General features: G+C 43.0%; 12 protein-coding genes and 1 tRNA gene. 11 read left to right on the top strand and 2 right to left on the bottom strand.

Annotated elements, in window-relative coordinates; genetic code table 11:
- Positions 1 to 9 precede the first annotated feature (9 nt).
- Positions 10 to 2,010, top strand: coding sequence for an exoribonuclease II (gene rnb / locus QF117_RS02880; protein ID WP_282386064.1), 2,001 nt, complete (start codon positions 10 to 12; stop codon positions 2,008 to 2,010).
- A 61-nt stretch (positions 2,011 to 2,071) separates the two neighbouring features.
- Here rnb and QF117_RS02875 read toward each other — a convergent pair whose 3' ends face one another.
- On the bottom strand, positions 2,072 to 2,419 hold the full coding sequence (locus QF117_RS02875) for a DUF3024 domain-containing protein (protein WP_282386062.1): 348 nt from the start codon (positions 2,417 to 2,419) through the stop codon (positions 2,072 to 2,074).
- Positions 2,420 to 2,565: 146 nt separating this feature from the next.
- Here QF117_RS02875 and QF117_RS02870 point away from each other — a divergent pair, with 146 nt between their 5' ends.
- Positions 2,566 to 3,381 carry a phosphate ABC transporter substrate-binding protein gene (locus tag QF117_RS02870; RefSeq protein WP_282386060.1) on the top strand — a complete coding sequence of 272 codons (816 nt, stop codon included), beginning with the start codon at positions 2,566 to 2,568 and terminating at the stop codon, positions 3,379 to 3,381.
- A gap of 126 nt (positions 3,382 to 3,507) precedes the next feature.
- On the opposite strand, the gene QF117_RS02865 is transcribed toward QF117_RS02870, so the two are convergent.
- The gene (locus tag QF117_RS02865; protein ID WP_017040518.1) at positions 3,508 to 4,185 is read right to left on the bottom strand and encodes a MaoC family dehydratase; all 678 of its coding nucleotides are present in this window, start codon (positions 4,183 to 4,185) and stop codon (positions 3,508 to 3,510) included.
- A 316-nt stretch (positions 4,186 to 4,501) separates the two neighbouring features.
- Here QF117_RS02865 and QF117_RS02860 point away from each other — a divergent pair.
- From QF117_RS02860 to fucO, 9 genes are all read left to right on the top strand, one after another.
- Positions 4,502 to 4,592: transfer RNA gene (locus QF117_RS02860), tRNA-Ser, on the top strand.
- Between the two features lie 343 nt (positions 4,593 to 4,935).
- Positions 4,936 to 5,232 carry a hypothetical protein gene (locus QF117_RS02855; RefSeq protein ID WP_282386057.1) on the top strand — a complete coding sequence of 99 codons (297 nt, stop codon included), beginning with the start codon at positions 4,936 to 4,938 and terminating at the stop codon, positions 5,230 to 5,232.
- 655 nt (positions 5,233 to 5,887) lie between these two features.
- Positions 5,888 to 6,589, top strand: a complete 702-nt coding sequence (locus QF117_RS02850) for a DeoR/GlpR family DNA-binding transcription regulator (protein ID WP_282386055.1) — start codon at positions 5,888 to 5,890, stop codon at positions 6,587 to 6,589.
- A gap of 80 nt (positions 6,590 to 6,669) precedes the next feature.
- Positions 6,670 to 7,980 carry an L-fucose:H+ symporter permease gene (fucP, locus tag QF117_RS02845; protein WP_282386054.1) on the top strand — a complete coding sequence of 437 codons (1,311 nt, stop codon included), beginning with the start codon at positions 6,670 to 6,672 and terminating at the stop codon, positions 7,978 to 7,980.
- Between the two features lie 25 nt (positions 7,981 to 8,005).
- Entirely contained in the window at positions 8,006 to 9,754 is a 1,749-nt protein-coding gene (locus QF117_RS02840) for an L-fucose isomerase (protein WP_282386053.1), read from the top strand.
- A gap of 56 nt (positions 9,755 to 9,810) precedes the next feature.
- Positions 9,811 to 11,256, top strand: coding sequence for an L-fuculokinase (gene fucK / locus QF117_RS02835; protein ID WP_282386052.1), 1,446 nt, complete (start codon positions 9,811 to 9,813; stop codon positions 11,254 to 11,256).
- Positions 11,249 to 11,692 carry an L-fucose mutarotase gene (gene fucU / locus QF117_RS02830; protein WP_282386051.1) on the top strand — a complete coding sequence of 148 codons (444 nt, stop codon included), beginning with the start codon at positions 11,249 to 11,251 and terminating at the stop codon, positions 11,690 to 11,692. The genes fucK and fucU overlap by 8 nt, the downstream gene beginning before the upstream one ends.
- 1 nt (position 11,693) lies before the next feature.
- Positions 11,694 to 12,347, top strand: a complete 654-nt coding sequence (locus QF117_RS02825; RefSeq protein ID WP_282386050.1) for an L-fuculose-phosphate aldolase — start codon at positions 11,694 to 11,696, stop codon at positions 12,345 to 12,347.
- 114 nt (positions 12,348 to 12,461) lie between these two features.
- On the top strand, positions 12,462 to 13,613 hold the full coding sequence (gene fucO, locus QF117_RS02820) for a lactaldehyde reductase (protein WP_282386049.1): 1,152 nt from the start codon (positions 12,462 to 12,464) through the stop codon (positions 13,611 to 13,613).
- Positions 13,614 to 14,499 lie beyond the last annotated feature (886 nt).

Below are 14,499 nucleotides of genomic sequence, written 5' to 3'. Positions count from 1 at the left end.
AGTGAAAAAATGCTCCAAGATAACCCCCTACTCGCTCAACTAAAACAGCAGATGCAAGAGAGTCTTCCTAAAAAAGAAGGCACAATCAAAGCAACAGATAAAGGTTATGGCTTTTTAGAAGTGGATAACAAGACGCGCTTTTTTATTCCGCCACCGTACATGAAGAAATGTTTGCATGGTGACAAAGTGGTCGCGATTATCCGTACGGAAAACGAGAAAGAAGTCGCCGAGCCTCAAGAACTAGTAGAGCAAGGGTTAACTCGGTTTATTGGTCGAGTAAAGCTTCATAAGGGTAAGCTGAATGTAACGCCTGATCACCCTCAACTCAAAAAGCAATCTTTTAAAGCAAAAGCCCAGAAAGGGCTGAATCCAGAACTGCTTGCGGAAGGAGATTGGGTTGTTGCTCACCTGATTCGTCATCCTCTGGCTGGAGAGAACGGATTTTTCGTCGAAATCTCTGAAAAGATTACCGACGCTGACGACAAAATTGCACCTTGGTGGGTCACGTTGGCTCAAAACGATTTACCTAACAGTGAACCCGAAGGTATTGAAGAGTGGGCATTAAAAGACGATGTGGATCTTGAACGTGTTGATATGACTCACATCCCTTTCGTTACCATTGATGGTGCATCAACCAAAGATATGGACGATGCACTGTATGCGAAAAAGAATGATAACGGTGATTTTGAATTAACCATCGCCATTGCTGATCCTACCGCTTACATCACGCCAGACGATCAAATGGATAAAGTCGCACGTGAGCGTGGCTTCACCATCTATATGCCTGGCCGTAATATTCCAATGCTGCCTCGTGATCTTGCTGATGAACTTTGTTCATTGATCGAAAACGAAGAACGTCCTGCCCTTTGTTGCCGAGTTACCGTCGGCAAAGATGGCGTCATTGGCGACGACATTGCGTTCTTTGCCGCGAATATTAAATCCCATGCGCGTTTGGTCTACGACCACGTATCTGACTGGCTGGATACTGGCAGCAGTGACGCTTGGACGCCCTCTGAGGAAATCGCGTCTGTGGTTCGAGATTTATTTGAATTTTCTCAATCACGCGCAACTTGGCGAGCAACTCATGCCGTCGTCTTCCCTGACAGACCTGACTACCGCTTTGAGTTGAGCGAAGACAATGATGTCGTCGCGATTCACGCTGACTTGCGTCGTAGTGCTAACCGACTGGTTGAAGAGGCGATGATTACCGCCAATATTTGTGCAGGCATTACGCTGAAAAACAGCTTCAATACGGGTGTATTTAATACCCACGCAGGATTTAAACCAGAAAAAATTGCCGATGTGATTAAGTTAGTCAATCCAGAGGGTGATTTGCCGTTTAATGCAGAAAGCCTAGAAACGCTGGAAGGATTTGCCGCGCTGCGTCGTTGGTTGGCCGAACAAGATACAAGCTATTTGGATAATCGTATCCGTAAGTCTCAAGCATACAGTGAAATGGGGAATCAGCCGCTTCCTCATTACGCAATGGGCCTCGATATCTACGCAACTTGGACATCTCCTATTCGTAAGTATGGCGATATGATTAACCACCGCCTGTTGAAGGCACACATTCTAGGTAAAACACCAGTACAGACTCCCGATGACACCGTTGGTGAAGAAATGGCGCTGCACCGTAAACATCATAAAATGGCTGAACGCAATGTCGCAGACTGGCTATATGCGAGAACATTGATTGACGAACCCGCGAAGAAAACGGTTTATACCGGTGAAATTTTTGATATTAACCGTGCAGGTATGCGCGTTCGCCTACTAGAGAATGGCGCTGCCGCTTTCATTCCCGGCTCGCTGATCGTGAGCGACAAAGAACGTATTGACTCTAATTCCGAAAACGGGACGCTATCGATCGATAAAAATATCGAGTACCGACTAGGGGATACCTTTGAGTTAGTGTTGGCTGAAGTGAATTTGGAAAATCGAAACATTGTTGCGAAACCAACCCAAGATTTTCCTGCTGAAGTCGTTGCCTCTGCGGAGAAAACCGAAGAATAATCAAAGAGGTGACCGACTATCTCTTATTGATTAAAACAAGGTGCTCCTGTGAGCGCCTTTTTTATTCCCAAATATACGATTTAGGGTCTTTTTCTACTTCTCGAATAAGTGCCGTCAAGTCCGAGCTTTTAAACAAATAAGGGTAAGGGATCCATTGCTCTCCTTCCTCACTGGGGATCGTGAGTTCCCACTGTGCTAGGTCACCATTCCACAAAATTCTAGCGACACAACTAGAGTAATCACAATGGCTTGAATCCAACAAATAGTGCAGCTTAATGAACTGGACACCATTCATCATAGGCTCATACCCTGATTTCCCCAGTTCAACAGGCAAGCTTCGATTTCTATTTTGGCAAACAGCCTGAGCACGAACTTCAACTTGTTTTTGCAATAAATTAATTAAGCTCATTCAACCTCCCTACGCTGTTCCTATTATTTTAGTCTACAGCCATGGTAGCCATAAGTTAAATTTTCATCTTGGCTGACTTTCACAAAACTGTCATCAATGAGACATAAGATACGTAAAATTTCAATATTGCCACGGAGTCTACTACCATGTTTCGAATTGCTTTAGCCGCGCTTCTTTCTATCACCTTTCTACCCAACGTTACGCATGCCAATGAGGTCAACATTTCGGGTTCAACCTCGGTCGCAAGGATCATGGATGTGCTGGCTGAAGAGTTTAACCGAACCAACCCTGATTCATTTATTGCTGTGCAAGGCGTAGGGTCGACGGCAGGGCTGACATTACTCGACAAAGGAGCGATTGAGATTGGGATGAGCTCTCGCTATTTGACTGAAGGTGAGCAAAATGAAGATCTAACCGTACTGCCGATTGCGTTTGATGGATTAGCGGTCGTCGTCAATAATGCAAATAGCATCGAAAATATTACTCGTGAGCAACTCTACGATATTTACAAAGGTAATGTAACCAACTGGAAATCACTGGGCGGTACTGACCAAGAGATTGCTGTGGTTACCCGTGAGGCTTCTTCTGGAACTCGATACAGTTTCGAAAGCCTACTAGGACTGACTAAAATAGTGAATAAACGTTTAGTGTCTGATATCAGCAGTAACAATCTTGTGGTCAATAGCAACAGCATGGTCAAAACGATCGTCAACCATAACAAGCAAGCGATCGGTTTTATTTCAGTAGGCTCGGTTGATAAATCGGTCAAAGCACTCCAATTTGAGGGTTCACAACCAACCAGTAACAACATTGCTTTAGGTAAGTATGCTTTGTCACGACCATTTCTCGTGGTCTATCACCAAGAAACCGTTAGCGATCAAGGTCGAGGTTTTCTGAATTACATTAAAACCGAAGCGGCCAAAAGCTTGATTAAAGAATACGGTTACACACCAGTAAAGTGATTGAATTTAAAGTATCTTTCGCAAGTTAACGCATCGACAGTAAATATAAGTATCAATAGAAAATAGAAGTATGAATAGCAAAAAGGAGAGCTTGAAGCTCTCCTTTTCTAATTGGGTATCGTTAGATTAAAAATGCACCTGAATCACAGAGATCACCACACAACCTGGTCTGCGAATGCCTTCTATCTCAACTTTGATCTCTCGCTCAATCTCTAAACCTTTTTTGATCGGCGTAACTTTAGCCAATCGGCTGATTGCGCGAACATTATTACCCGACTTCACAGGGTATGGAAAACGAACTTGATTTAGGCCCAAATTAACAACCAGTTTAGCGGTTGGGAAAAGCGTGTTCTTTTCATCGACGCTATCGGTTAGCTTCGGCAATAAGGCTAAGGTCAAAAATCCGTGTGCGATTGTCGTTTTGAATGGCGACTCTTCTTGGGCACGTTGAGGATCGGTATGAATCCATTGCATGTCCTCGGTAATTTGTCCAAATTGATTGATCCTTTCTTGATCAACAAACAGCCAATCGCCAATGTGAATCACTTCACCCACTTTTTGCTGTAGGCTCTCATAGACTCGTTTCGCTTCTGGTGTTAATACAACAGGTTCAGCAATCGGCGCATCTTCATTAATTGCAGGTTGCTGGAAGTCTTTCATCCATGACAAAATTTGGCTGTTATTTGTCTTATTCAGCAGTTCCTCCCAGTACATACGTACTGTAGGGGACATCCACTGCAAAATTTCTGCATGGTGCTTAGAAATAGACTCACCACGATGCTTAAAAAGATTCGCGACTTTCATAAAAACCTCAAAGATTCACTAAGATGCACATTAACTCCTTTATTTTGAACCACTTCACACTTATGTGCAATTACTTTTGAGCGTACATCTGTATTCTCATGGGATTAAAATACATATAAATCAATGCGTTAATAATAAAACAATATTTTATTAGACCCTATGGAAATCCCTCAATACACAACGCTATGCATTATTATTACGTGAACTTCATCACCATAACCGATTTCGACAATCGATGATTAGTTGACCAGTCAAACCATAAGTAGCAATTTATACTTTACAACATTCGTGCCAATACCTATGATATGCGCCGTACGGAGAGATGGCTGAGTGGTCGAAAGCACCGGTCTTGAAAACCGGCAAGGGTTTGTAGCCCTTCTAGGGTTCAAATCCCTATCTCTCCGCCACTTTTAAAGATTAACCGCTGTTTTTACAGCGGTTTTTTCGTTTCTATACCTCAAAATTCGACAAATACAAAAGAATGATACAGATGTATTTGTTGAGACTTCCAAATAGCGTGTATTACACACGTGTGGCAACTCCCCTTTCTCTTCGCTCAATGGGTTACCCAAAAGAGATCCGTTTCTCTTTGTTTACACGCGAAAGACGAGTAGCGTACTTAAGCACACCAAGCTGATCTTTGCTCTTTTCACTGATGCTGATTCCCAGCAGCTTCCTTACAACACATTTAAAGCTCAGTTGAATGAACAGGTAAATCAACTTCGGCAACAATTCCAGCAAGAAAGTAGTGTGGATATAGCACTATGCAAGTCTCTACCTATCAATAAAGAAACCAAGCCAAATAACACTGCGCCTCAGGTGGATGAACAGACTCTAGATAGATTTATTGCGTCTAAGGCGTTAGAAAAAGTGACGAACTTAACTCTTAAACAACTTCGGCAACGCTGTAGCGATTTCTTAGCTTTTTTAAAAAAACAAGAAGCGGCCAAGATTTCTAGCTCGGTTGCCATAGCATATCGTGACGAATTGCTTTGCCGTGGGTTAAGCCATAAGACTCTAAAAGATTACTTGGCTGCTAATAAATAATTTCTCAACTGGTGCGTAGCGCATGAACTCTCACAGAGTAACCCTTTCACTCAAGTGAAGCTCCCAAGTAGGTCAGGTTCGGCTTCTTCCCAGCGTACTCGCTGGGGTATTTCAGAGTTAAAGCGTCTATTTAATAGTCAATAATTTAAACAACAGGACGAGTCTTTCCGTTGGGCTACCATGGTTATGTTTAGACATGGTTGTCGTGATGCTGCTGCTCTCATAACGTTCGAGAAGAGTTTCCTATTCTTGGTTTGTGCGTCGAATTGCCATTTAAAATCTGCTTGTGGTTGGAGACTTGATCTTATTATTCGCGCAGAACGATTAGAATACGGAGTTTATGAGGCGCTTACCCCCTTGCTAAACTGCACATTAATCTTTTAATAGCCAATAGTTTAGCCATTTTTATGTCGCCAAAGAATAGCAATTATTGCTTAAACAACAAACAAAACATTACTACTAGACTTGTAAAGTCTGGAATAAATCTAGCCGTTTACGACCGATTCAAGCATGTCACGCCCGATTAATTGTGACCAAAAACGACTTATCGGGCATTTTCGGGCATAAGCCACCATTTAAGTGATCGATATCACTCTAATCAATAAGTTTAAGTGACAAATTACCCACCAATTAGACGACTTATTTATAGAAGACCATGAAAGCAGCAGCAAGAGCAAATCATATACTAAGGATAATTTCTGAGTTTGGTCAGGCATCTGTTGCGGATCTCACCGAAGAACTAGACGTTTCACCAGAAACAATACGTCGAGACCTAAAGAGACTAGATCGTTCAAAGGATCTAATCCGCGTTCATGGAGGGGCCGTTAAAAAGAAAAGTGAAGATATTGGCACTTCCTTTAATAAGCGAGCTGGACACAACGTTTGCGAAAAAAAATCATTAGTCGATCAAGTAATACCCTATCTCTATGAAGGGGCTGTAATTGGATTAGACGCAAGTTCATCAAGTTGGTTGGTCGCTCAATTTTTGCCAGATATAGAGTGTACAGTAATTACCAACTCACTTAATAATATTACAGCCTTAGCAAATAACACCAAAGTCACCATTATTAGTCTCGGCGGTGTGTTTTCAGAAAAATATAAAGCTTTCTATGGAAGAATTCCACAGAAGATATTATCAGAACTATCTTTGGATATTTGCGTAATTTCCTGCGAAGGGTTCGATGAGATAAGTGGTGTGTGGGATTCTAATGAATATAACTATGAAATAAAGAAGTCACTACTATCTTCATCGAGACAATCAATTCTAATAGCAGATAAAAACAAATATAAAAAGAAAAGCTTAGTGAAGATATGTAATTTAAATGAAGTCGACATTTTAATTACGAACAAAGACTAAATAAAAATTAATAATATTCAATAGCCCTATACTTCCTAATAATTATTAGGAAGTTGGACTCCCTACATCAAGGAAATAAAATGACAGATATATCAATAATTAATGAAAATGACAATAGAATGGACGAAAGTAGCAAGGTTATTCCTAAGTCCATTCTTATTCCCTTTGTGCTATTGACCTCATGCTTTGCATTATGGGGCTTGGCAAATAATATGACAGATGTATTAATCGCCCAATTTAGAAAAGTATTCACACTGACTGATATGCAGTCTGGCCTAGTGCAAACCGCATTTTATGGAGCCTATTTTGTACTAGCGCTACCAGCGGCGATGTTTATCCAGCGCTTTAGCTACAAAGCAGGCGTCTTGCTTGGCCTAGGCTTATTTGCTTTCGGGGCGCTATTGTTCTACCCCGCAGCACAAATGATGGAATACATGCCTTTCTTGATGGCTTTGTTTGTTCTTGCGGGTGGTCTATCCATTCTTGAAACCAGTGCAAACCCATACATTATTGCTATGGGACCACAAGAGACTGCAACGCGCCGACTTAACATTGCTCAAGCGTTTAATCCTGTTGGTTCTATTACCGGTGTACTTATTGGTAAGTTTTATATCCTGTCTCAGCTTAACCCTGCAACGGACGCTGAACGCGCAGTGATGTCAGCAAACGAGCTCGATGTCATTCAAGCCGCTGAGCTTAACGCTGTAATGTTGCCTTACCTGGCTGTGGCCGCCGTTATTGTCGTCGTTTGGTTGGCTATCGCCTTTACTAAGATGCCGCAAGCAAAAGATCAAGTAATTTCTTCCTGCGTTGATAACTCACTGTCAGCAACGTTTGCACGCCTAGCGAAGAAAAAGCACTTTGTGCGTGGTGTTATCGGTCAATTCTTCTATGTTGGTGCGCAAATCTGCTGCTGGTCTTGGACTATCCGTTATGTCATGACGCAGGTTGGTGGTACTGAAGCAGAAGCATCAAACTTCCTACTTGCTTCTATTGTCGTGTTCAGTGCATTCCGATTTATTTGTGTCGGCCTGATGAAGTATATCTCACCCGAGAAGCTATTGGCTGCATTAGCATTCGTCGCTGCTGCATTGGTGCTGGTGTTGATAACGGTTGGCGGTATTGCAGGTGCTTATGCTCTAGTGGGTATCTCAGCTTGTATGTCTCTGATGTTCCCAACTATTTTTGGTCTTTCACTGCAGGACTTGGGTTCTGACTCTAAGTTCGGTGGTAGCTGCTTGATTATGGCTATTCTAGGTGGCGCGGTTCTTACTGCTTTAATGGGCCAGCTATCTGATTCGTTTGGTATTCAAGCGGCGTTTGTTATTCCGTTTATCGGCTTTATTTACCTTGTATATTTTGGTCTTAAAGGCCACAAAATTGAAAAATAATTAGTTCAACTACTAGAGAAATGTTATGAGTAACTTAGTTAAAATTGGTATCCGTCCTACCATCGACGGTCGTCAAATGGGCGTTCGCGAGTCTCTCGAAGAACAAACCATGGGCATGGCGAAAAGAGCTGCAAAATTCATTGAAGAGAATATTCGTCATGCTAGCGGGGAAAACGTTGAGTGTGTTATCGCAGACTCTTGCATTGGCGGTGTGGCTGAATCAGCAGCGACTGCGGACAAGTTCAAACGTGAAAATGTCGGTCTGGTGTTAACGGTAACTCCTTGCTGGTGTTACGGTACTGAAACGATCGATATGGACCCTCATACACCGAAAGCAATTTGGGGTTTCAATGGTACTGAGCGCCCGGGCGCTGTGTACCTAGCTGCAGCAATGGCTGGTCACTCGCAAGTTGGTCTTCCTGCTTTCTCTATCTATGGTAAGGAAGTACAAGACGCAGGTGATGAAACTATCCCAAGTGACGTACAAGATAAAATCTTACGTTTCTGTCGTGCTGGTCTAGCTGTCGCAACGATGAGAGGTAAGTCTTACCTATCAATGGGTAGCGTTTCAATGGGCATCGCAGGTTCAGTTGTTAACCCAGAATTCTTCCAAAAATATCTAGGTATGCGCAATGAATATGTAGATATGACAGAGATCAAACGTCGAATTGACCGTGAAGTTTACGACAAAGAAGAGTTTGAACTAGCGATGTCGTGGGTTAAAGAGTACTGCAAAGAAGGTAAAGACTATAACGGTACTCCATTCTCAGAGGAACGCAAAGCAGAAGATTGGGAAACCGTGGTTAAGATGACCATGATCATGCGTGATCTGATGCAAGGTAACCCAAGACTGGCAGAGCTTGGTTTTGGTGAAGAGGCGATGGGACGCAATGCAATCTTGGGCGGTTTCCAAGGTCAACGTCACTGGACAGATCACCTACCAAATGGTGACTTTTCTGAAGCGATTCTTAACTCATCGTTTGATTGGAACGGCATTCGCGAACCTATTTGTATCGCAACAGAAAATGATGCCCTGAACGGCGTTAACATGATGTTTGGTAAGTTGCTAACAGGCGAAGCGCAAGTTTTCCATGATGTTCGTACTTACTGGTCTGAAGACGCAGTAGAACGTGTTACTGGCACTCGTCCTGAGTCAGGTTTCCTTCACCTAGTTAACTCAGGCTCAGCAGCTCTTGACGGCGCTGGTAAAGCTAAAGATGAAGATGGCAAACCAGCAATGAAACCTCACTGGGAGCTAACGCAAGCAGACGTAGCTGCGTCACTGGAAGCCACAAAATGGTGTCCTGCGATCGAAGAATACTTCCGCGGGGGCGGCTTCTCATCACAATTCTTAACTGAAGGTGGAATGAAGTTCACTATGCACCGAGTGAATATCATTGACGGCTTAGGTCCTGTACTTCAGATTACAGAAGGTCACTCAATTGAGCTACCAGAAGACGTTCACAATATTCTGAATGAGCGTACTAACGCTACTTGGCCAACGACTTGGTTCGTTCCGCGACTAACGGGCGAAGGTGCGTTTAAGTCAGTTTACGATGTAATGGCGAACTGGGGTGCAAACCACTGTGTGATCACATCAGGTCACGTTGGTGCTGATCTGATTGCTCTGGCAGCAATGCTACGAATCCCAGTATCAATGCATAACGTTGATAGCAAAGACGTGTTCCGCCCACATACGTGGTCTGCATTTGGTCAAGATGTTGAAGGTCAAGACTATCGCGCTTGCCAAAACTTCGGCCCTATCTACAAGTAAGAAAAACCGTTCTCGCATACCCGTCCATTTGGGCGGGTATCTCTAAGGAATAATCTATGTCTATTGTCATTATCTTAGATTGTGGTGCAACTAACGTACGTTCAATCGCTGTCAATGAGCAGGGTGACATTGTTGCGTCCCACTACATTGCGAATGAGACTCTACAAACAGGCACTCAACACGTTTGGGATTTTCAGCAAATTTGGCGAAAACTGGTGAAGTGTTGCCATAACGTGACGGCACAAATCAACGCCAACGACATTGTTGCGGTCTCTGTAACGACCTTCGGTGTAGATGGTGCTCCATTTGATAAAAATGGTCAGCAAATCTACCCCGTCATCTCATGGAAATGTTCTCGCACAGCTCCAATGATGGAAAAAGTTGCCAAAGAATTTGACCGCGGTGAGCTGTATAAAGTGAACGGTATCGGCGATTACTCGTTCAACACACTATTTAAGCTCAAATGGCTAAAAGAGAATGAACCCGAAGTCTATGCTCGCATGGATAAGTGGGTATTCATCTCATCTATGATTACTCATCAGCTTACTGGTGAATTCACAACAGACCGTACTATGGCGGGAACGTCCATGTTAACCGAAATGGACAGCGGGGTTTGGCACCAGGAAACTCTAGATTACTTGGACCTTACTGCCGAACATTTCCCACCTATGGTAAATGCGGGTGACACGGTTGGCGCTCTTCGTGAAGATATCGCTTACTCACTGGGCATTCCAAAAGATATTCCAGTGGTATCGGCAGGCCATGATACTCAGTTCGCGTTATTTGGATCGGGTGCAAAAGAACATCAACCCTTCTTAAGTTCTGGAACTTGGGAAATATTGATGGCTCGTTCTCCCAAGCCAAGTCTTGACTCTAGTTACCTAAAGCAGGGCATGACGACAGAGTTAGATGCAAAACCTGGTTTATATAACCCTGCCATCCAATGGCTATCTAGTGCGGTGATGGAATGGGTTGCTAAGACCTTCTTCATCGATGTTATTAATCAAGACAATAAATATGCGGTAATGGTTGCAGAAGGCGAAGCGGCTCCGCTTGGCTGCAATGGAACCACATTTGATCCCGCTTTTTTATTGGATGGTGAGCAAAAAGGCCACGGCGCACTTCAGGGACTTTCGATCAACACCACTCGCGGCGAGATCTATCGCGCGGCGCTTGAGGGGCTAGCATTTCAACTAGCACGTAGCTTAAAAACACTATCAGAGATAAGTGGTTTTCACCCAGAAGGTTTGATGGTGGTTGGCGGGGGTTCAAAGAACGCTTTGTGGAACCAGATCCGTGCTGATGTATTAGGGCTACCAATCTACGTCGTTGATCAACCGGAATCAACGGTTACTGGTGCGGCAATGTATGCCTTTGCAGGTGCAGGGGTTTTCCCTGATGCCAATGCAGCACAAAATGTAATGAAACCAACGTATACCCTTGTTCATCCTGGGAAAAATCACGCTCAGTACCAAACCATTATGGAGAACCACCATGCTTAAAGGTATCCACCCAGCAATTAGTCCAGATTTACTGTCTGTATTAAGTCGCATGGGACATGGAGATGAAATTCTCTTTTCAGATGCTCATTTCCCTGCCGAAACTTTTGGCAAACATATCGTCCTAAGAGCGGATGGCTTGAGCATCGATACACTTCTTAAAGGCGTTATGTCCCTGTTTGAGCTAGATCAGTACGTATCACATCCACTTGTCATGATGGAAGCGGTATCAGGTGACCAACTGGATCCTTCAGTTGAAGACAAATACCTTACCGCCATCTGTTCGACAGGAACAGAGCAACCGGCCATTGAAAGAATGGAACGGTTTGAATTTTACCAACGTGTAGAGCAGTGTTTTGCAGTTGTCGTAACCGGCGAAACTGCAAAGTACGGAAACATTATTTTAAAGAAAGGCGTAACGCCTGTTAGAGGAAAATAAGATGTCAGTAGAAAGATCAAAACTAGCATTAGAAATCATTGAAACCTGCCTAGAGATGAACCGTCTAGGACTAAACCAAGGTACAGCTGGTAACGTTTCGGTTCGTTATCAAAATGGTATGTTGATCACTCCGACTGGTATCGAGTATGACAAACTAACACCAAACCACATCGTTTTTGTTAGCGAAGACGGTGAGTTTGAAGAAGGTAAAATTCCTTCGAGCGAATGGGCCTTCCATATGACTTGCTACAAAGCTCGAGAAGACTGCCAAGCAGTGGTTCACAACCATGCGATTAACAGCGCGGCTGTTTCAATTCTAAACCGTCCAATTCCGGCTATTCATTACATGGTTGCAGCATCTGGCACTAATGAAATTCCTTGTGTGCCGTATGCTACTTTTGGTAGCCCAGAGCTTGCTGGTTATGTTGATGAGGGTATCAAGCAAAGCAAATCTATCTTGCTGCAACACCACGGCATGATCACAGTGGGTGAAAACCTTAAAAAAGCACTTTGGCTTGCTCATGAGACGGAAGTCCTTGCTGACCTTTACCTGAAGTGCCTATCTGTACAAAGCGAGATCCCAGTTTTACCAGAACAAGAAATGAACCACGTATTGGACAAGTTCAAGACGTATGGTCTACGTGTAGAGAAATAATTCTCGCGTAATTATGAGCCTGTAGCATTTTCTACAGGCTCTATCTTCTTTTTTAATTTGTTTTTGTTTTTGTTTTTGTTTTTGTTTTTATTAATCATTTATGAGGAAAATAAGATGTCTACATTTGCATTAAATTTGCCAAAACTGACTCTATCCGGTGTCGGTGCAGTTGCCGAATCTGTTGCAGTGCTTGATACCAAAGGGATTCAGAAGCCACTGATTGTGACTGACAAGAATCTAATTGAACTGGGCGTTCTAACATCACTGTATGAAGCGCTGGATGCTAAAGGTTTCGAGTATGAAACGTTTGATCAGGTGACGCCTAACCCGACAGCAACACTGGTTCGAGAAGGTGTAAACTTTTACCAAGAAAATGGCTGTGATGGCTTTATCGCCGTTGGTGGCGGTAGCCCAATCGATTGTGCCAAAGCCATTCGCATTATAATGTCTAATGGTGGTGATATTTGTGATTACTCGGGTGTTGGTTTGGTAAAAAATGATGGTGAGTTTTTTATCGCAATTAACACTACAGCTGGAACAGCAGCAGAAATGACGTCTAACTCAGTCATTACTGATGAAGAAAATCAAGTCAAAATGGTACTGGTTGATCCTAAGCAGATTCCGGATGTATCGGTGAACGATCCTTCATTAATGGTCGGTTTACCTGCTTCAGTCACAGCGGCAACTGGTATGGATGCCCTGACGCATGCTATTGAGTCAATTGTTACACCTGGAGCGCATCGATTAACACTACCAACCGCTCTCGAAGCTGTTAGGTTAATTACAAAATGGCTCCCTATCGCTGTTGAAGATGGTCAAAATATGGAAGCTAGAGCTAGCCTAGCTGACGCCCAATTTTTAGCTGGTATGTCATTCAACTCAGCAGGCTTAGGAGCAGTTCATGCTCTTGCGCATCAACCTGGGGCGACACACAACTTACCTCATGGTGTGTGTAATGCAATCTTACTACCGATTATTAGCAAATTTAACGCAGAAGCTGTTCCAGGAGCGTTTAAAAAGGTTGCGGAGGCCATGGGTGGTGATACTCGCGATATGAATGATGAGCAAGCGGCAGAACTTGCTATTTCATTGATTCAAAAGCTGTCTGAAGAAGTGAAAATTCCTTCTGGTTTTTCAGAACTAGGGATCGAAAAGTCAGACATCGGTGGTTGGATTCAAAAGGCGCTGGATGATGTTTGTATGGGTGGCAACCCAAGAGCGATGGACGCAGCTCAAGTTGAAGAGTTGTATTTGGCAAGCCTATAGTTAACAAAAACCTAATTAAGCTTCGGTTGCAAGAGGAGTCGGCAAATCGCTGACTCTTCGAATAAGATGAGCTCCCTTTTCCTTCTTAGTCTCTATGACGCCACTTAATCTTTATACCAACCATTGACCTCGATATTTGACTGCTCATTAAGTGGGTACATGAAAGGCGGATAATTTAACACATAACTAGGGATCGATCATAAACGCCACCAAATTTACACCCATATCACCGAGTTTATTGGCCGCCCGTTCGTTCTCATACCTCGTTATGACTGAGAGGTTTTATTTGTAAAAATATGGAAATAAAGACCATTTGGGTTTGGTTGCGCATTTTTATCACTCCTACACCCTAGGTGAACTTTAGCCCAGTCACTCAATCAGCATGCTATGACTGTTTCCCCTGAGTATTCAAGCAGTATTAGTGAGCGGTTAATGTAGGTGTCTGGATGTAGTAGAAAGGCATAACTAGGGAGCGATCGTAGAATTCACGACGGTTCCCACCTATATTATAGATATCATGATCGTTCGTACACCTCGTTCAAATTGGAAAGTGATATTTACTGATATTATATAAAACAATAATTTACAATTAAAAATATGTAATCAATCTTAAACCTTAGAAGCCTTGGTAGGCTGAAATTTTCCGGCTCCTAATTTAATCAAGAATGCTGTCGATAACTCGTTAATCTTAGTTTGCCAGTGGAGGATAACAGTGCCTTAATGGTGCATTGAGATAGAATAGCTGTTTATACAATCGATAAGAAATCATTTAGTGAATGACTAATTGATAGAACAGCAATTAATTCACTGTGCTGCTATGCTTTCCCGTCAATTGATATACCGCGTTGTTACATGCATCTTCAATACAACTATTTGTTAGAACTGG

Source organism: Vibrio sp. YMD68 (assembly GCF_029958905.1).
GTDB lineage: Bacteria > Pseudomonadota > Gammaproteobacteria > Enterobacterales > Vibrionaceae > Vibrio.
This window is presented reverse-complemented; position numbering and strand designations above follow the sequence as displayed.

Excerpts from the sequence above, each read along its gene's own strand:
- fucU (WP_282386051.1), top strand. The coding sequence starts at position 11,249 with ATGCTTAAAGGTATCCACCCAGCAATTAGTCCAGATTTACTGTCTGTA.
- QF117_RS02840 (WP_282386053.1), top strand. The coding sequence starts at position 8,006 with ATGAGTAACTTAGTTAAAATTGGTATCCGTCCTACCATCGACGGTCGT.
- QF117_RS02850 (WP_282386055.1), top strand. The coding sequence starts at position 5,888 with ATGAAAGCAGCAGCAAGAGCAAATCATATACTAAGGATAATTTCTGAG.
- fucK (WP_282386052.1), top strand. The coding sequence starts at position 9,811 with ATGTCTATTGTCATTATCTTAGATTGTGGTGCAACTAACGTACGTTCA.
- fucP (WP_282386054.1), top strand. The coding sequence starts at position 6,670 with ATGACAGATATATCAATAATTAATGAAAATGACAATAGAATGGACGAA.
- rnb (WP_282386064.1), top strand. The coding sequence starts at position 10 with ATGCTCCAAGATAACCCCCTACTCGCTCAACTAAAACAGCAGATGCAA.
- QF117_RS02875 (WP_282386062.1), bottom strand. The coding sequence starts at position 2,419 with ATGAGCTTAATTAATTTATTGCAAAAACAAGTTGAAGTTCGTGCTCAG.
- fucO (WP_282386049.1), top strand. The coding sequence starts at position 12,462 with ATGTCTACATTTGCATTAAATTTGCCAAAACTGACTCTATCCGGTGTC.
- QF117_RS02825 (WP_282386050.1), top strand. The coding sequence starts at position 11,694 with ATGTCAGTAGAAAGATCAAAACTAGCATTAGAAATCATTGAAACCTGC.
- QF117_RS02870 (WP_282386060.1), top strand. The coding sequence starts at position 2,566 with ATGTTTCGAATTGCTTTAGCCGCGCTTCTTTCTATCACCTTTCTACCC.
- QF117_RS02865 (WP_017040518.1), bottom strand. The coding sequence starts at position 4,185 with ATGAAAGTCGCGAATCTTTTTAAGCATCGTGGTGAGTCTATTTCTAAG.